At 74.4% G+C, this 16,706-nt stretch carries 17 protein-coding genes and 2 tRNA genes; 7 read left to right on the forward strand and 12 right to left on the reverse strand.

Annotation, left to right across the window (positions count from 1 at the left end):
• Positions 1-29: 29 nt before the first annotated feature.
• Positions 30-1,067: a methyltransferase gene (locus tag ACGFS9_RS12150; RefSeq protein ID WP_393252527.1), complete on the forward strand. Its 1,038-nt coding sequence runs from the start codon at positions 30-32 to the stop codon at positions 1,065-1,067.
• Positions 1,068-1,155: 88 nt separating this feature from the next.
• Here ACGFS9_RS12150 and ACGFS9_RS12155 read toward each other — a convergent pair whose 3' ends face one another.
• The 7 genes from ACGFS9_RS12155 to ACGFS9_RS12185 form a co-directional block, all read right to left on the reverse strand.
• The gene (locus tag ACGFS9_RS12155) at positions 1,156-1,488 is read right to left on the reverse strand and encodes a TcmI family type II polyketide cyclase (RefSeq protein WP_393252528.1); all 333 of its coding nucleotides are present in this window, start codon (positions 1,486-1,488) and stop codon (positions 1,156-1,158) included.
• A 27-nt stretch (positions 1,489-1,515) separates the two neighbouring features.
• On the reverse strand, positions 1,516-1,989 hold the full coding sequence (locus tag ACGFS9_RS12160) for an SRPBCC family protein (RefSeq protein ID WP_393252529.1): 474 nt from the start codon (positions 1,987-1,989) through the stop codon (positions 1,516-1,518).
• 1 nt (position 1,990) lies between these two features.
• Entirely contained in the window at positions 1,991-2,251 is a 261-nt protein-coding gene (locus tag ACGFS9_RS12165; protein WP_393252530.1) for an acyl carrier protein, read from the reverse strand.
• Positions 2,252-2,279: 28 nt separating this feature from the next.
• On the reverse strand, positions 2,280-3,524 hold the full coding sequence (locus ACGFS9_RS12170) for a ketosynthase chain-length factor (protein WP_393252531.1): 1,245 nt from the start codon (positions 3,522-3,524) through the stop codon (positions 2,280-2,282).
• On the reverse strand, positions 3,521-4,789 hold the full coding sequence (locus ACGFS9_RS12175) for a beta-ketoacyl-[acyl-carrier-protein] synthase family protein (RefSeq protein ID WP_393252533.1): 1,269 nt from the start codon (positions 4,787-4,789) through the stop codon (positions 3,521-3,523). The genes ACGFS9_RS12170 and ACGFS9_RS12175 overlap by 4 nt, the downstream gene beginning before the upstream one ends.
• Positions 4,786-5,268, reverse strand: coding sequence for a cupin domain-containing protein (locus ACGFS9_RS12180; protein WP_393252534.1), 483 nt, complete (start codon positions 5,266-5,268; stop codon positions 4,786-4,788). The genes ACGFS9_RS12175 and ACGFS9_RS12180 overlap by 4 nt, the downstream gene beginning before the upstream one ends.
• A 64-nt stretch (positions 5,269-5,332) precedes the next feature.
• A complete protein-coding gene (locus ACGFS9_RS12185; protein WP_393252535.1) occupies positions 5,333-6,457 on the reverse strand; it encodes a SchA/CurD-like domain-containing protein in 1,125 nt (374 codons plus the stop codon).
• A 236-nt stretch (positions 6,458-6,693) separates the two neighbouring features.
• On the opposite strand from ACGFS9_RS12185, the gene ACGFS9_RS12190 reads away from it, so the two are divergent.
• The 3 genes from ACGFS9_RS12190 to ACGFS9_RS12200 all read left to right on the forward strand — a co-directional run bounded on the left by ACGFS9_RS12190 (position 6,694) and on the right by ACGFS9_RS12200 (position 10,335).
• Positions 6,694-8,499, forward strand: a complete 1,806-nt coding sequence (locus ACGFS9_RS12190; RefSeq protein WP_393252537.1) for an FAD-dependent oxidoreductase — start codon at positions 6,694-6,696, stop codon at positions 8,497-8,499.
• A 272-nt stretch (positions 8,500-8,771) separates the two neighbouring features.
• On the forward strand, positions 8,772-9,068 hold the full coding sequence (locus tag ACGFS9_RS12195; protein ID WP_393252539.1) for a putative quinol monooxygenase: 297 nt from the start codon (positions 8,772-8,774) through the stop codon (positions 9,066-9,068).
• 394 nt (positions 9,069-9,462) lie between these two features.
• Entirely contained in the window at positions 9,463-10,335 is an 873-nt protein-coding gene (locus tag ACGFS9_RS12200; RefSeq protein ID WP_393252540.1) for an alpha/beta fold hydrolase, read from the forward strand.
• A gap of 72 nt (positions 10,336-10,407) precedes the next feature.
• Here ACGFS9_RS12200 and ACGFS9_RS12205 read toward each other — a convergent pair.
• Positions 10,408-10,481: transfer RNA gene (locus ACGFS9_RS12205), tRNA-Pro, on the reverse strand.
• Between the two features lie 117 nt (positions 10,482-10,598).
• Positions 10,599-11,366: an NPP1 family protein gene (locus tag ACGFS9_RS12210; protein ID WP_393252541.1), complete on the reverse strand. Its 768-nt coding sequence runs from the start codon at positions 11,364-11,366 to the stop codon at positions 10,599-10,601.
• Between the two features lie 485 nt (positions 11,367-11,851).
• Between ACGFS9_RS12210 and ACGFS9_RS12215 the strand changes: the two genes are divergently transcribed.
• Positions 11,852-12,388, forward strand: a complete 537-nt coding sequence (locus ACGFS9_RS12215; protein ID WP_393252542.1) for an NUDIX hydrolase family protein — start codon at positions 11,852-11,854, stop codon at positions 12,386-12,388.
• Positions 12,389-12,486: 98 nt separating this feature from the next.
• On the opposite strand, the gene ACGFS9_RS12220 is transcribed toward ACGFS9_RS12215, so the two are convergent.
• Positions 12,487-12,563: transfer RNA gene (locus ACGFS9_RS12220), tRNA-Pro, on the reverse strand.
• A gap of 100 nt (positions 12,564-12,663) precedes the next feature.
• On the opposite strand from ACGFS9_RS12220, the gene ACGFS9_RS12225 reads away from it, so the two are divergent.
• Positions 12,664-13,182, forward strand: coding sequence for a DUF309 domain-containing protein (locus tag ACGFS9_RS12225; protein WP_393252544.1), 519 nt, complete (start codon positions 12,664-12,666; stop codon positions 13,180-13,182).
• Positions 13,183-13,295: 113 nt separating this feature from the next.
• Positions 13,296-14,066, forward strand: a complete 771-nt coding sequence (gene cobF / locus ACGFS9_RS12230) for a precorrin-6A synthase (deacetylating) (protein WP_393252545.1) — start codon at positions 13,296-13,298, stop codon at positions 14,064-14,066.
• Positions 14,067-14,158: 92 nt separating this feature from the next.
• On the opposite strand, the gene ACGFS9_RS12235 is transcribed toward cobF, so the two are convergent.
• Positions 14,159-14,905 (reverse strand): cobalt-precorrin-6A reductase, encoded by a 747-nt coding sequence (locus ACGFS9_RS12235; RefSeq protein ID WP_393252546.1) that lies wholly within the window; start codon positions 14,903-14,905, stop codon positions 14,159-14,161.
• A 49-nt stretch (positions 14,906-14,954) separates the two neighbouring features.
• Positions 14,955-16,538, reverse strand: coding sequence for an alpha-amylase family glycosyl hydrolase (locus ACGFS9_RS12240; protein WP_393252548.1), 1,584 nt, complete (start codon positions 16,536-16,538; stop codon positions 14,955-14,957).
• Between the last annotated feature and the right edge of the window lie 168 nt (positions 16,539-16,706).

Consider the following 16,706-nt stretch of genomic DNA (forward strand, 5'->3'; position numbering starts at 1 on the left):
ACAGCACGACCTCAGAAGCGAGGCACCGAATGACGACAGTGGAACAGGCCGACCGGACTCCCCCGCCGCCCATGCGGCTGCGGGAGCTGGTGTTCGGGGCGGCGTGCGCCGCCGCCGTGCGCGCCGCCGCCCGCCTCGGCGTGGCCGACGCGCTGGAGGACCGCCCGATGAGCGCGGAGGACCTGGCGGCGGCGGTGAAGACCCAGCCCCACACACTGCGCCGGCTGCTGCGCGCCCTGTCCTGCCAGGGCGTGTTCACCGAGAACCCGGACGGCACCTTCGGGCACACCGAGATGTCCCGGCTGCTGCGCGAGGACGACCCGCACAGCCTGCGCTACATCGCCCTGTGGTGCACCGAGCCGTGGACGTGGACGGTGTGGCCGCGGCTCGACGAGGCGGTCCGCACCGGCGGCAACGTCTTCGAGGAGGCGTACGGCCGGGAGTTCTTCCCCTACCTCAACGAGGAGGCTCCCGAGTCCGCGCACGTCTTCAACCGGGCCATGACGACGTCCAGCGCCCAGTCGGCCCGGGACGTCGCCGACGTGCTCGACCTCCGGGGCGTCACCTCGGTCGCCGACATCGGCGGCGGCCAGGGGCAGGTGGTCGCCTGCCTGCTGGAGAAGCACCCCTCGCTGCACGGCACCCTGCTCGACCTGCCGGGCGTGGTGGAGAACGCCGACCCCCGGCTGCGTCCGGGCGGGGCGCTGGCGGAGCGGGTGCGGATCGTCCCCGGGGACTGCCGCGAGGACATCCCCGTCCAGGCGGACGTCTACATCATCAAGAACATCCTGGAGTGGGACGACGAGAGCACCCGCCGCGCCCTCGCGAGCGTCCGCCGGGCGGCGCGGCCCGGCGCCCGGGTCGTCGTCATCGAGAACCTCGTGGACGACACCCCGTCGATGAAGTTCACCACGGCCATGGACCTGCTGCTGCTCCTGAACGTCGGCGGCGCCAAGCACACCCGGCAGAGCATGGTCGACCGGCTCACGGAAGCGGGCCTGGTCATCGGCGAGGTGCGCCCCGTCAACGCGTACCTGCACGCCTTCGAGTGCACGGTCCCCGCCTGACCCGGCCGCCCCTCACCCGGACGACCCGAGGCCGCCGGTTCCGCTTCGCGCGGAGCCGGCGGCCTCGGGTCGTGGAGCGGGCGCCCGGTCAGGAGGCGGCGCCGCGCTCCCAGGTGTAGAAGCACCGCGCCATGGCGTCCTTGGGACTCCGCCAGGTCTGCGGGTCGTAGGCGCTGACGTAGGCGGCCAGCTCGTCGCTGACGCTGCGGAACTCCGGGTGGCCCGCCACCTTCGCGATGGCCGGCGCCGGGTCCTGGTCGGACTCGATGAGGTGCAGGTACACGTCGCCGAACTGGAAGAGGCTGCGCCGGTTCACCCCGATGAGGTGCGGCAGCTCACCCCGGTCGGAAGCGGCGAACACGTCGGAGATCGCGGGCGCCGAGCCGGGCGCCATCCGGGCGACGATCAGGGCGTGGTGCATCGGGGTGTCCTTCCCGTGGTGCGCGGTTCAGCTGACGGGGGCACTGCGGCGTTCCCGGGCGGCCTGCTCGATCTTGTCCCGGATCAGGCCCATCTGCGTGGCGGAGTTGCGGTTGATGTTGTCCGTCATCCACGCGTCGTCCACCGGGGCGTCGGGCTTCATCGCGAAGTCCTGCACCCAGCGCATGTGGGTGCCCGCCGGCGTCTGCTCGTACTCCCAGCGGATGTCCATGTGCGCGAAGGGCCCGGTCTCCACCCGGCGGGCCCGGACGGTGCGCGCGGCGCGGTCCACGGTCCGCTCCGAGACCCAGCTCCACACCTTCCCGTTCTCGTCCGGGTGCATGGTGAGGCGGAACCGCGTCGTGTCGCCCTCCCGGGCGAGGACGTCGAGGGAGGCGTACTCGCTGAACAGCCGCGGCCAGTTCTCGATGTCGTTGGTGATGTCCCACACCAGGTCGAGGGGCGCGTCGATGGTGATGCTGTTGTCGGTGTGTCCGGGCACGTCAGGCTCCAGCCTTGAGGGTGTCGTTGACGAGGTCGAGGAACTCGCGGGGGGTCTTGCAGCGCTCGGCGTCCGGCGGGAGGGGCCGGCCGTAGTGGTTCTCCAGCTCCCCGACGATGCCGAGCAGCGCGAGCGAGTCGAGGCCGAGGGTGGCGAAGGGCGCGTCCGCGGACTGCGCGAGGTCCTGCGGGTCGACGCTGACCCCGGCCGCCTTCTTGATGAGCGCGGCCAGTTCGTCGAGGGTCACTTCGGTGGTGATCATGCGGTGTTCTCCTCACGTGGTGCCCGCGCTAGCGGGCGGAGTCGCCGCGGCGCACGACCAGCGCCGCGTTGGAGCCCATGAGTCCCCGGCTGAGGATCAGGGCGGTCCGCAGCTCGGCGGGACGGGCGTCCGACGTCACCAGGTCGAGGTCGTGGCAGACGTCGAACACGTTCGGGGTGGGCGGCACCTGGCCGTGCTCCATCGCGAGCACCGCCGCCGCCGTGTCCAGCAGCGGCGCGCCGCAGTAGGCGCGCCCGATGCCGGTCTTGGGAGCGGTGACGGGGACGCGGCGCCCGTGCGCGCCGAGGGCGTCGACGAGGGCGAGCGCTTCGGCCCGGTCCGCCTCGGGGACACCGAGGGCGTCCGCGAAGACGACGTCGATCTCCTCCGGGGCGCAGTCGGCCTCGGCGAGGGCGCCGCGGACGGCCTGCGCGAGTCCCTCCCGGGAACGCTCCCAGCGGGAGGCGCCGGTGAAGGTCGCCGCGTGCCCCGCCACCACGGCGCGGACGGCCGCCCCGCGCTCGCGGGCCCGCCGCTCGTCCTCGACGACGAGCATGGCGCCGCCCTCGGCGGGGACGAATCCGCAGGCCCCCTCGGTGAAGGGGCGGTAGGCGCGGTCGGGGTCCTCGACCGTGCTCAGCTCGGGGTAAGCGAGCTGGCACACCATCGAGTACGGGGCGAGGGGGGCCTCCGCCGCACCGACGACCATCGCGCCGGTGCCGCGCCGGACACCGCGGGCGGCGTGCGCGACGGCGTCCAGGCCGCCCGCCTCGTCGCTCGCGACCACCCCGCAGGGCCCCTTGAATCCGCCGCGGATCGAGATCTGGCCGGTGCTGGCGGCGTAGAACCAGGCGATGGACTGGTACGGGCCGACGTAGCGCGATCCCTGGCCCCACAGCTTCTGCAGTTCGCGCTGGCCGAACTCGCCGCCGCCCGATCCCGCGGCGGTGACGACGCCCACGCCGTAGGCGTCCTCGTCCTCGACGTCCCCGAGCCCGGCGTCGTCGAGGGCGAGGACGGTCGCGGCCATCGCGAAGTGGCTGAAGCGGTCGGTCTGGACGAGGAAGCGCTCCTCGATGAGGTCGGCCGCCTCGAAGGAGCGCACCTCGCCCGCGACGCGCAGCGGCAGGTGCCCGCAGCCCTCGCGGGTGATCCGGTCGAGAGCGCCGAGCCCCTCCCTGACGGACTTCCAGTAGGCATCGGCCGTCTGTCCGTTGGGGGCGACGACACCGATGCCGGTGACGGCGGCGCGCCCGGGTCGCTGCGTGCTCATCGTGTCCTCCCAGTCGGCCCGGTCAGGAGCACCGCGGACTGGAACCCGCCGAATCCGCTGCCGACGGAGAGCACGTTGCGCAGCTTCCGGGGGCGTGCGGTGCGCGGCACGTAGTCCAGGTCGCACTCGGGGTCGGGCGTCTCGTAGTTCGCCGTGGGCGGCACGACCTGGTGCCGGAGCGCCAGCACGCAGGCGACGACCTCGATCGCGCCGATCGCGCCGAGCGAGTGGCCCACCATGGACTTGATGGAGCTCATGGGGGTGCCGTAGGCGTGGTCGCCCAGGGAGCGCTTGACGGCGGCCGTCTCGTGCCGGTCGTTCTGCCGGGTGCCGGAGCCGTGCGCGTTGACGTAGTCGATCAGCGTCGGGTCGAGCCGGGCCTGGTCGAGTGTGGTGTCGATCGCCCGGGACATCTCCAGGCCCTCACTGGTCAGACCGGTCATGTGGTAGGCGTTGCCGTAGGTGGCGTAGCCGCCGATCTCGCAGTAGATGTGCGCGCCGCGCGCCCTGGCGTGCTCGTACTCCTCCAGGACGAGGACGGCGGCGCCCTCGCCCATGACGAAGCCGTTGCGGTGGGCGTCGAAGGGGCGGGAGGCGTGCTCGGGGTCGTCGTTGTCGGGCGAGGTGGCCTTGATGGCGTCGAAGCAGGCCATGGTGATCGGGGAGATCGGGGAGTCGGAGGCGCCGGCGATGCAGACGTCGGCGCGGCCCTCCTCGATGGTGTGGAAGGCGTAGCCGACCGCGTCGAGTCCGGAGGTGCAGCCGGTGGAGACGGTCTGCACCGGCCCCTGGGCGCCGAACTGCTCGGCGACGACCGAGGCGAGCGTGCTGGGCGAGAACGCCAGGTGCAGCCGCGGGTCCGCCGCGCGGTGGTCGACGTCCCACCGGCTGCCGCCCTCGCTGACCCGGACGTAGTCGTGCTCCAGCCGGGTGGTGCCGCCGACGGCGCTGCCGAGGGAGACGGCGACGCGCCAGGGGTCCTGCTCGGCGGTGTCGAGTCCCGCGTCCTGCACCGCTTCCCCGGCCGCGACGACCGCGAACTGGATGTAGCGGTCGGCGTCGCGCACGAGGTGCGGGTCGAGTCCGTGGTCGAGCGGGTCGAAGTCGCACTCGGCGGCTATGCGGGAGCGGAGTCCCGCCGGATCGAACAGGGTGATGCCACGGGTCGCGGTGCGGCCGCCCGCGAGGAGGTCCCAGAAGGCCTTCGTCCCGGTTCCTCCCGGAGCGACCACACCGATGCCGGTGACGGCCACTCGCCGGGTCACTGTATGGCCCCGCTCCGCTCGGACCGCCGTCCGTGGTCGGGAGCGGCGGCGTCCGGTGCGGTGGCGGCGAACCGGGGGGCGGGGCGGCTGCCGTCCGCCTCCTCGGTGTCGACGTGGCCGAGGCTCGGCCGGGGGGCGAGCGGGCCGAGGTGGAAGACCATGCGGGCCTCGGTGTCGCCCACGTTGCGGAAGCGGTGCCGCATGTCGATCGGGATGAGCAGCCCCTGGTCGGGCCGGAGGGCGAACGCCTCGCCGTCCAGGTCGACTTCGAGGTCGCCGCTCACCACGAACACGAACTCCTCGGAGTACGGGTGGTAGTGCTCGCTGATGCTCTCGCCGGGCTGCATGACGGCGAGGCCCATGAAGCCGCTGGTGGAGCCGGCGGTGGCGGGCGTGAGCATGGCCCGGACGTCCCCGCCGCGCCGGCGGTTGGGCTCCGTCTCGCTCAGGTCCACGATGCGTGGATGGTTCTTGATCATGCCTGGTTCCTCCGGGGTGGTACGGGGCGCCGGGGCGCCCGCGGACGCTGGCGGTGCGGACGCCTCAGGAGTCCGACGCCGTGCGATCGGTGACGGGCAGCATGTCGGCGTGCGACAGCAGACGGTTGGTGTTGCGTTCCGTCGACAGGGCGCCCTCGACGCCGATCGCCGGGCCGTCGAGCAGGGCCTCCAGCTCGGCGGCCTTGCCGGCGCCCTTGAGGCCGAGCGAGGCGACGGGGTCCAGGTCGAGTTCGCCCACGACGTCGATCAGCCGGACGACGATGTCGTCGCGCTGGAAGACGGTGGAGCGGTACACGGGGCTGTCCTGGTCGTCGGCCGCCGCCTCGTCCTGGTGCGAGAGGAACTTGGCCAGGTCCGTCCCGCGGCCCGGCCGCGCCGGGTAGAACAGGGCGTGCCGGCTGACGTGCGCGGGCTCCTCGCGGCCGGCGACCACGTGGTGCACGGCCGGCAGCGCGGCCCGGGTGAAGAACACCCGTGCGGAGTCCGGGTCGCTCAGGTCGCGGTCCTGCTCCAGGTAGGGGTTGATGGCCTCCTCGACGGCGCGCACCTCGGGCTGGCGGGCCACGTGCCGCAGCGCGGCGAGCAGGTCGCCCTCCACCTCCACGGCGCGGACGACGCGTTTGCCGTGCATGAACAGCGAGGTGCGGCGCAGCCTGGTGGTGTCGTCGACCTGGGCCTGCGGCGAGGTGTAGCCGGCCAGGATCTCCGCGACCTTGGACTCGGAGCCGGGCTTCACGGTGAAGGTGAGGGCGTGCCGGGCGACGCCGTCGCCGACGCGGGCCTCGACGTGCGGGGCCGGCGAGGCGGGCTCCCCGGTGAGGGACTGCGCGGGGTGCGTCTCGCGCAGGATGCTGTAGCGCATCGACCGGGTGTCGCGGACGCAGTTGTGCATCGGGCGGACCGTCTCGACGTGCTCCTCGCTGTTGACCCAGGCGAGGAAGGGCGGCGCGCTCTCCCACTCGCTGGTGATGAGCCACTGCGAGGGATTCTCGATCGACTGGCACAGCTGGTCGCTGATGTGCCCGGGCACCGAGGCGACCTGGTTGCGCATGAGCTCGTACGCGTCGAGGAACTGCTGCTGGGCTCCTTCGTACAGGTCGAGCAGCAGGATCACCCGCAGCCGGGCGCCGTCGAAGGCCGACTGCGAGATTCGTCCGGGAGTGGACATTGCGGAGCACCTCTCCTCTTCGTCACGGGAAGCGGGCAACGACCGCGGAGTACGAAAAGGCCGGGGCCGCCATGTGCCGATCGTTGACGCGACCTCCCGGCCGCGCGACCCCCACGCGTCGGACGAGTGAACCGCGTGCCATCCGGGTGCTCCCGGCGCGCGGACCGCGCCCCACCGGGCATGGAATCGGCAGCGTCATCTCCCATCACGTCGCAGGCGAGGCCTGGAGGCAGTCAATGAACCGATTCGAGGGGACCGGCGAGATCGGTCACCGCACGCCCGTCCTGATCGTCGGCGGCTCGCTGGTGGGGCTCTCCACCTCGTTGTTCCTCGGCCGCCTCGGCGTGCCGCACATCCTGGTGGAACGGCACGCGGGCACCTCGATCCATCCCCGGGGGCGCGGCAACAACGTGCGCACGATGGAACTCTTCCGGGGGGCCGGGGTGCGGGAGCGCATCGAGCGGGCCGCGTCGGTGCTGGCCGGCAACCACGGCATCCTCCAGACGCCGACCCTGGTCGGCGACGCGGGCGAGTGGCTGTTCAAGGAGATCGACCCGGGCGGCGGCCTGGCCCGCTTCAGCCCGGCGTCCTGGTGCCTGTGCAGCCAGAACGACCTGGAGCCGGTGCTGCTGGAGAGCGCCCGGGAACTCGGCGGCGACCTGCGGTTCTCCACGGAGCTGATGTCCTTCGAGCAGGACGAGGACGGGGTGACCGCGCGGGTCAAGAGCCGGGAGACGGGCGAGCACACCACGATCCGCGCCGACTACCTGGTCGCCGCGGACGGGCCGCGCAGCCCGGTCCGCGAGGCGCTGGGCATCGGGCAGACCGGTCCGGGCGACCTGTTCCACAACGTGAGCGTCACCTTCACCTCGGCCGGCCTCGCGGACGTCGTGGGCGACCGGCGGTTCATCGTCTGCTACCTCACGGCGCCGGGGGCGGACGGCGCGCTGCTGCCGGTCGACAACGCCGAGCACTGGGTGTTCCACGCCCCCTGGCACCCCGAAGACGGCGAAAGCCTGGAGGAGTTCACCGACGAGCGGTGCGTGGAGCACATCCGGCGCGCGGTGGGCGTGCCCGACCTGGACGTGACGATCACGGGCCGGGCCGCCTGGCACGCGGCGGAGCGGGTCGCCGAACGGTACGCGCGGGGGCGGGTGTTCCTCGCCGGCGACTCGGCGCACGAGATGTCGCCGACGGGGGCGTTCGGTTCCAACACCGGTATCCAGGACGCCCACAACCTCGCCTGGAAGCTGTCGGCGGTGATCGGCGGCTGGGCCGGCCGGGGGCTGCTCGCGTCGTACGACGCGGAGCGCCGGCCGGTCGCGGAGGCGACGAGCGCGCGGGCCTCCTCGCGGTCGGTGGAGCACAGCCACCCGGGGTACACGCCGTCTCCCGAGGCAGCCGCCGGCGCCGCGGGCTCCGCCGGACCGGGCGGACCCGGTGGACCCGGTGGACCCGGCGGACCCGGCGGACCCGGCGGACCCCGCGGACCCGGCGGACCCGGCGGATCGGGGGGACCCGGCGGATCGGGGGGACCCGGCGGGTCAGGCGGGCCGGGCGGCAGGAAGGGCGGCATCCTCAACGTCGCGCTGGCCTACCGCTACCCGAGGGGCGCGGTGCTGGGCGCCGACACCGCGGCACCGGTGGTGCCCGACGGCGTACGGCTGACGGGTGAGCCGGGGACGCGGGCGCCGCACCAGTGGCTGACCCGGTCGGGCGAGCGGATCTCCACGCTCGACCTGTACGAGCGGTCGATGGTGCTGCTGAGTTCGGCGGACGGCCGCGGCGGCTGGCACGACGCCGCCCACGAGGTGGCGCGGCTGCTGGACGTCCCGCTGGACTCCTACCGGGTGGGCGGCCGGCCCGAGGCCGACCTCGCGCCCGCCGACGACGCGGACTGGGCGGAGGTCCACGGTGTGACCCCGGACGGGGCGGTGCTGGTGCGTCCCGACGGGTTCGTCGCCTGGCGGTCCACGGGGGCGTCCGAGGACCCGGCCGCGGCCCTGCGGCACGCCCTCACGGCGGTCCTGGACTGCGGCTGAACCGTCCGGACGCCGGCCCTGCCCGGACGCGTGCGGACCAGGCCGGGAGGAGCCCGGGGGCGGTGGCGGTCGAGCGCCATCGCCCCCGGGCTCCGTCGTTCCGGGCCCGCGACGGCCGCAGTCGCAGGGGGGCACGTCCGCGGATGCATGAAATCCGGCCGTATGCGGGCATACATGGCGATTCACGTGGGTCCCGACCCACAGGTCCGTGCGGACGGTCCTGTGGGTCCCGACCCACAGGACCGTCCGCACGGAGAACGGGAGCGAACACGATGACCCTTGGTCTGCTGGCCCGGATCGAAGCCAAGCCCGAGTACGCCGACCGGGTGGAGGCGATGCTGCGGGAAGCGGTGGGGCTCGCCAACGAGGAGAGCGGGACCGTCACCTGGTTCGCCTTCCGCGAGAACGCCACCACCTTCGGCGTCTTCGACACCTTCGACGACGAGGAGGGCCGCACGGCGCACCTCCAGGGCCGGATCGCGGCGGCTCTGGCGGAGGCGGCCGGAACCATGCTCGGCTCGGCGCCGTCCATCGTTCCCGTCGACGTCCTGGCCGCCAAACTCCCCTGAGCGTCCCCCGTAGCGGCCCGCGGGGGCCGGCGGGCGACGGAGCGTCCCGCGCGCACCCGCGCGGGACGGCCGGCTCGCACCGCCCCCGCGGTTCCCGGCGCCGCCGCGCCCGCGAACGGAGCACGGCGCCGGACCCACCCGGACGCCGCCACGGCCTCCGAACGGACGGCCCGGCCGACCCGGCCGACCCCGGAGCACGCCCCCGGAGCCCGCCCGAGCGATGAGTTCCGGGCCCGGCTCCGGTCCGCCCTCCCATGACACGAACCACCACCCGCCCGCCCTCCGCCACCGGCGGCCGGCCCACCGGTCCCGCACGCCTCGCCGGGGCGCCGCACCGCGCCGACGCGTGCGCCGGCCGCCCCCCGTCCGGCCGGCGCGGTCGCGCGGTGCCGCGATGACGACGACGGTCACCGTCCGGGGGATCACCCTGGGCGTCGAGTCCTTCGGCGCGGACGACGCGCCCCTGGTCCTGCTCGCCGGCGGGACGACGATGCTGTCGTGGCCGGACCGGCTCTGCGAGCGCCTCGCGTCGCTCGGCCACCGCGCGGTGCGCTACGACCTGCGCGACAGCGGCCGCTCGACGACCGCCGACCCGCAGGCGCCCGCCTACACCCTGCGCGACCTCGCCGCCGACGCCGCGGCCCTCGCCGGGGCGCTCGGCGAGGGGCCGGCCCACCTGGCGGGGATCGGTGTGGGCGGGATGGTCGCCCAGGTGGCCGCGCTCGACCATCCGGGCAGCTTCTCGGCGCTCACCCTGGTGGGCACCCGCCCGGTGGCGCCCGGCCCGCCCGACGCCGACCTGCCCGACCACGACCGGACGACGACGAGCCGGCTGTTCGCCCGTCCGCTGCCCGACTGGACCCGGCGCGAGGCGGTGGCGGACTTCGCCGCCGAGGGCGCCCGGATACTCGGCGACGATCCCGTCGCCGCCCGCGCCAGGGCCGCCCGCGTCTGGGACCGCACCCCCGGCACCGCGCCCGCGGTGCAGCTGGCCAACCAGCTGGGGGCCGTGTTCTCCCGGCTGGACTGCGCACCCCGCTGGCGCGAGCGGCTGCCCGAGATCGCCGTCCCCACCCTGGTGGTGCACGGCCGGCACGACCGGTTCTTCCCCGTCGGCAACGGCGAGGCCCTCGCCCGCGAGATCCCCGGGGCCCGGCTGCTCGTCCTCCCGGACGGGGCGACCGCGATCCCCGGTGCGTCGGTGGACGCGATCGGCGCGGCGATGGCGGCGCTGGGCGGGGGAACGGCGGTGGCCGACCGGGCGTGAGCGCGGCGGCACGCGTCAGGGCCCGGCCTCGGACATCTCCGAGGCCGGGCCCTGATCTGCGACCGTCTCCGGTCGGGACGACAGGATTTGAACCTGCGACCCCTTGACCCCCAGTCAAGTGCGCTACCAAGCTGCGCCACGTCCCGGTGCGCCGTCACCCGGTGACCCGTGTGATCGCGCACCCAAACCCTACCGCACCCCGGTGGGTGCCCCCGCACGCACCGTCATCGCCCCAGCACAGCGGGGGTCCCCGCGGGCGCCGGTCAGGCGTTGGGGTCGAAGGGGACGCCGGCGGGCCGGGCCTTGGCCAGGTGGGCGGCGAAGCTGCCGTCCTTGAGACCGAAGTGGGCGCTGCCGAAGTCGTAGGCGCTCAGCTTGTCCCGCAGTCCGGCGGGGTAGCCGTTCCAGCCGACCAGGGTCGGGAACTGCCAGGTGTGCCGGTGGTTCTCCGGCGGCTCGTCGTTGCCGTTCGCGAGCCGGAAGCAGTGCGTCCCGATGCCGTCCTTGTGGTAGACGACCTTGGGGTGCGTGCCGTCCCAGCGGACGCTGTCGCGGGCGTGGATGTCGAAGTCGCCGTGCGCCGACGTCGACACGTACTTGGCCTCGCCGTCCTGCAACCAGACCACGACGTGCTCCCAGTCGTTGCGGTGCCCGCCGAGACCGGTGCCGGGCAGGGCCTGGTCCTTCTCGAAGTACAGGCCGTACATGACGGCGCACCAGCCGTTGTTGCACTTCTCGCGGGAGTAGCCGTTGGTGTTGTCGAGGTCCCAGGAGTCGCGGCACTGGCCGTTCAGGGCGCCGGAGGGCTTCAGCCCGCCGTTGATCGTGCCGTCGGGGCCGATGGCGGGCGTGGGGTAGCAGCCGTCGGTGTCGTAGTCGAAGGCCGGCTGGAACGTCCGCTCCAGCACGTCCGCGTTGCCGGGCAGGGCCGTGGGCGGGGCGGCGAGCGCCATGCCGGGAAAGGCGACGACCAGCGCGACGGCGCTGCCGAGGATGAGCGAGGCCTTGCGGATACGCGAGCCTGTCTTCACTGCGTCCTCCAGATCGGCCGCGGCGTGGGGGCGGGGCACGCCACGCGGCCGTTTGGCATGCCCAGATCACCCTCTCGGGTGGCCCCCGAAAACGCCAGGGCCCGCGGGTGTCCGAGCGATGAAGGATCGGCCAATGCACCGTCCGCGACGGGACCTTGGGGTCCGGGCGCGGCGGCGAGCGGCTCCACGGCCCGCACGGCCGCCGCGACGGCGGGTTCCGCCCCGGGGCGGTCGGGCCTCTCCCCCGGGCCCGGGGGCAGCCGGGCCCGAGCGGGGAGCCGGCACCGGCGATCCCCGGCGCACGCCCACCGCGACACCGCCCCTCACCGGGGGCGGTCGCTCCCGCCCGCCCCGCGGCCTCCGTCACCCCGCCCGCGCCGACACCCTCGCGCGGGCACCGGGCGATACGTGATCATCCCTTCCGTAAGGCATGGTTGACCCGAGCACCACCCCCGCACCGGACGCACGGAAAGTATGATCAAGCAATGTCTGACTTGACCGAGACCACGCCCGGCTGGCTGTCCCGCGACGATCTGGAATCGGCCCGCGCCCGCATGCCGATCCTCTACGTCGAGGCGGTGCCGGTGCGCGTCGACGACAACGGCGAAGTCACCCACATCGGACTCCTGCTGCGCATCGGTCCGGACGGGACGGTCAGCCGCACCCTGGTCTCCGGCCGGGTGCTGCACCACGAGCGGGTCCGCGACGCGCTGCTGCGCCACCTGGAGAAGGACCTCGGCCCGGTGGCACTCCCCCGGGTGCCCGCCTCGCTCCAGCCGTTCACCGTCGCCGAGTACTTCCCCACCCTCGGTGTCACGCCTTTCCACGACCCCCGCCAGCACGCCGTGTCGCTGGCCTACATCGTGCCCGTGACGGGCGACTGCCGCCCCCGGCAGGACGCGCTCGACCTGGTCTGGTTCAGCCCCGAGGAGGCATCCTCGGCGATGGTCGCGGACGAGATGCCGGGCGGCCACGGAGTGCTGCTGCGCCAGGCGCTCGCCCACGTCGGATGCCTGTCCTGACGGACGTCCGCCGGGCGGCGAGCACCACGAGAGCACGCTCACACGCGGAAGGCCGTCCTCTCCGCGAGGAGAAGACGGCCTGCGACCTGCTCGTGAGCTGGTCGGGACGACAGGATTTGAACCTGCGACCCCTTGACCCCCAGTCAAGTGCGCTACCAAGCTGCGCCACGTCCCGGTGCCGTTCCGCGCGGCGGACCGCGCGCTCGTGCGAACAGAACTTTACCCCACGCCAGAGGTGCGCCCGCAGGGGGCGCGAGGAGCGGGACAATCGGAGCATGAACGGGACATCGCAGACAGGCCGGGACGACGGCGGACGCGACCGGGACGCCGGGGGCCGCGCGCGCAACGCCCGGCCCCGGGACGGCCTCGGGCGCCCGCTGCCGTACGGCTCGCCCGGAGTGGAGCGGCAGCCGGAGGGCGTGGTGCGGACGCCCGGCCGATCGGTCTCCGAGGCCCAGGCGCTGCTCGCGGCCGGGCGGCCCTTCCACGCGCACGAGGTGTTCGAGGACGCCTGGAAGTCCGGTCCGGACGAGGAGCGGGAGTTGTGGCGCGGTCTGGCGCAGCTCGCGGTGGGGCTCACCCACGCGGCCCGCGGGAACGCCACCGGCGGCGCCCGCCTGCTGCGGCGCGGCGCGGACGCCGTCGAGGAGTGGGCGGCGCGGACCGGCCGGACCCGGCCCCACGACCTCGATCTCCCCGGAGTCCGCGCCTGGGCACGGGAGTTGGCGGGGACGGTGGAGCAGGCGCAGGGCCCGGTGGACGCCGCGGCGGTGGCCCCGCGGCTGCGCGGGTAGGCCGCGCCGAAACGGTCCCGGGCGCGGGCAGGCGAGCGCGGGGCGGCCCGGGTGCGGGGCGCCGGGGCGGAGGCGGTGCGACCGGCCGGCGGGCCGTGCGGCACACTCGCGGTGTGCGAAAGATTCATGTGATCGGCATCGGAGCGGGCGACCCCGAGCAGCTCACGCTGCAGGCGGTCAAGGCGCTGCGGAACACGGACGTGTTCTTCATCCTGGACAAGGGGGAGGCGAAGTCCGACCTGGTCGGGCTGCGCCGGGAGATCCTCGCCACGCACGTGCCGGAGGGGACGTACCGCCTGGTCGAGGCGCGCGACCCGGACCGGGACAGGACGGCGGGCGGCGCCGCCTACTCGCCGGCCGTCGGGGACTGGCGCAGCGCGCGCGGCGCCATCTACGAGCGGCTGATCGCCGAGGAGCTGGGCGAGGACGAGAGCGGCGCGTTCCTGGTGTGGGGCGATCCCGCGCTGTACGACAGCACGCTCGGCATCCTGGAGGAGATCCTGGAGCGGGGCTCGGTCGCCTTCGCGTACGACGTGGTGCCCGGTGTCAGCAGCGTGTCGGCGCTCGTCGCCCGGCACCGGACGGGACTGAACCGGGTCGCGCGGCCGGTGCAGATCACCACCGGCCGCCGGCTGGCCGAGGGCTTCCCCGACGGGGTCGACGACGTGGTGGTCATGCTGGACGCGCACCTCACGTTCCGGCAGTACACGGACCAGGACATCGACATCTACTGGGGCGCCTACATCGGCACCCCGGACGAGATCCTGGCGTCGGGGCCGCTGGCCGAGACCGCGCCCCGGATCGAGGAGCTGCGCGCCGAGGCCCGCGAGCGCAAGGGCTGGATCATGGACACCTACCTGCTGCGCAGGAATCCGCGGGACTGACGCCCACGCGAACCGCCGAGCCGGGCCGCCGTCCGTGCGCCAGAGAGGGTGTGCAGGGCGTCGCGCGTCAGACGGGACGGCCGCGACGCGCCCTATTCCCCGGCGAGTTCAGGCAGCGCGAGGACCGACGGCACGTCGGGCAGCACACGCACCCCGTCGGGTGGCGGCGGGCGGCGCACGACGACCACCGGCAGGCCCAGTTCGCGGGCGGCGGTCAGCTTGGCGGCGGTGGCCGCTCCCCCGCTGTCCTTGGTCACCAGGACGTCGATACGGTGCCGGAGGAGCAGGGCCCGCTCCCCGTCGACGGTGAACGGACCGCGTGCGAGCAGCACCTCCGTGCCGGGCGGCAGCGGCGGGTCGGGTGGCTCCACCGACCGGACGAGCAGACGCAGCCCGGGCAGACCCGCGAAGGCGGCCAGCCCGAGCCGGCCGGTGGTGAGGAAGACCCGGCGGCCGAGGCCGGGCAGCAGGGCGGCGGCCTCGGGGAGCGAGCCGGCCGGCTGCCACCGGTCGCCGGGGCCGGGCCGCCACCCCGGGCGGCGCAGGACCACGGCGGGCACGCCGGTGTCGGCCGCGGCCCGCGCCGCGTTCGCGGTGATGCCCGCCGCGAACGGATGGGTCGCGTCCACCAGGGCGTGCACCGCGTGCTCGCGCAGCCAGCGGGCGAGCCCGTCGGCCCCGCCGAACCCGCCGGTCCGTACGTCCCCTTCGATTGCCTCCGGCCGGGTCACACGCCCCGCCAGGGACGTCGTCACGCGCAGGCCGGGACGGCCGGACAGCGCGGCGGCGAGCCGGCGGGCCTCGGTGGTGCCGCCGAGGACGAGGACGTGGCGGGACATGGCCCGAGCCTACGGGGGCGTACCGGCGGGCCGGCGGGCCGGGCCGGTGTCAGGGGGCGAGGCGGAAGACGCCGTAGGAGAACGGCTCGGCGGTGAGCGTCCCGTCGGGGCGCACCTCGACGCCGCGCGTGAGCAGCGGCGGCCCGACGCCCACCTCGCCGAGGTCGCAACGCCGGGCACGTCCGCCGGGGTTGACGGCCACGAGGTACGCGTCGCCGCGCGTGTAGACGAGGGGGTATCCGGAGCGGAGCACCTCGACCGTTCCGTGCGTGCCGAGTTCGCGGTGCTCGCGCCGGAGCCGGATGAGGGCGCGCACCTGGTGCAGCAGCGAGCCGGCGTCCTCCCGCTGCGCCGCCACGTCGGGCCGGTCCCCGGCCGGGTCCACGGGCAGGTAGAGATCGTCCGCGGGCGCCGAGGAGAACCCCGCGTTGGGACCGTCGTCCCACTGCATCGGCGTACGGGAGCCCTGGCGTGCCTCGTGGCCGAGCTGGCTGCCCTCCGTGCCGGGCAGCCCGGGCAGGTAGCGCATGCCGATCTCGTCGCCGTAGTAGACGACGGGCAGGGAGGGCCAGGTCAGCTGGAACGCGAAGGCGGGCGCGACCATCGTCCGCTCGCGGGTCCCGCACACCAGGCGGGAGAAGTCGTGGTTGGCGGTGGGCAGGGCGACGTACCCCGCGCCCGCGATGGCCGTGTCGGCCTCCTGCCAGGCGTCGAGGAACTCCCGCATCGAGCCGTCGCCGTCGGGCCCGAAGAAGCAGGGGTCCTCTCCCCAGGCGGGGTTGTGGCTGCCCTGGGCGTTGCCCCACAGCGAGCGCAGCGGGCGGCCCACGAAGTGCAGGAAGAAGTCGGCGTGCATCCCGGCGGGGACGGACGTCTTGGGGTCGCCCCACTCCGAGAGCAGCACCCGGCCGGGATACGCCTCGTCCAGCCAGGCCCGCGTCTCGCGCCACAGGGCGGCGGTGGCGGAACGGTCGGGGTCGTCCTTGACCAGGGAGAACGCCATGTCGACGCGGAAGCCCGCGACACCGCGGTCGAACCAGTACGCCATGATGTCGCGCAGCGCCGCGCGGTTGGCGCGCGGGCCGGGAGCGTCGACCGGCAGCCGCCACGGCTCGGCCGGGTCCGGGCGCGCGTAGCCGAAGTTGAGAGCCGGCTGGGCGGGATAGAAGTTCGGAAGGTAGTGGCCGGGGCGGGAGCCCGGGGAGGGCACCCAGGCGGGGCCGGGCGAGGCGGTGCCGTCGGCCCAGATGTAGCGGTCGTCGCCGGGGTCGTCGGCGGAGGCCCTGAACCAGGGGTGCTGGTCGGAGGTGTGGCCGGCGACCAGGTCCAGCATGATCCGGATGCCGCGGGAGCGGGCTTCGTCGACCAGGGCGGCCAGATCGCGGTTCGTGCCGTAGCGGGGCGCCACGGTGCGGTAGTCGCTGACGTCGTACCCGGCGTCGGCGAAGGGCGAGGCGAACAGCGGGCTGAGCCAGACGGTGTCGACGCCGAGCCACTCCAGGTACTCCAGCCGGCTCCTGAGGCCGGGCAGGTCCCCGACGCCGTCGCCGTCGGAGTCGGCGTAGCTCTGCGAGTAGATCTGGTACATCACCGCGTCCGCCAGCCAGGCGGGCGGCGGTTCCATCTCCGCCATGGGGAGCGGCCCTTCTCTCGGCAGCGGGAGTCCGGCGTGCGTGAGGGCGGTGCGGCGGCCACGCGAAGCGGGCACGCGAAGCGGGCACGCGAAGCGGGCACGCGAAGCGGGCACGCGAAGCGGGCACGCGAAGCGGGCACGCGAAGCGGGCACGCGAAGCGGGCACGC

The sequence above is a fragment of the Streptomyces sp. NPDC048566 genome (assembly GCF_043199735.1).
Taxonomy (GTDB): domain Bacteria; phylum Actinomycetota; class Actinomycetes; order Streptomycetales; family Streptomycetaceae; genus Streptomyces.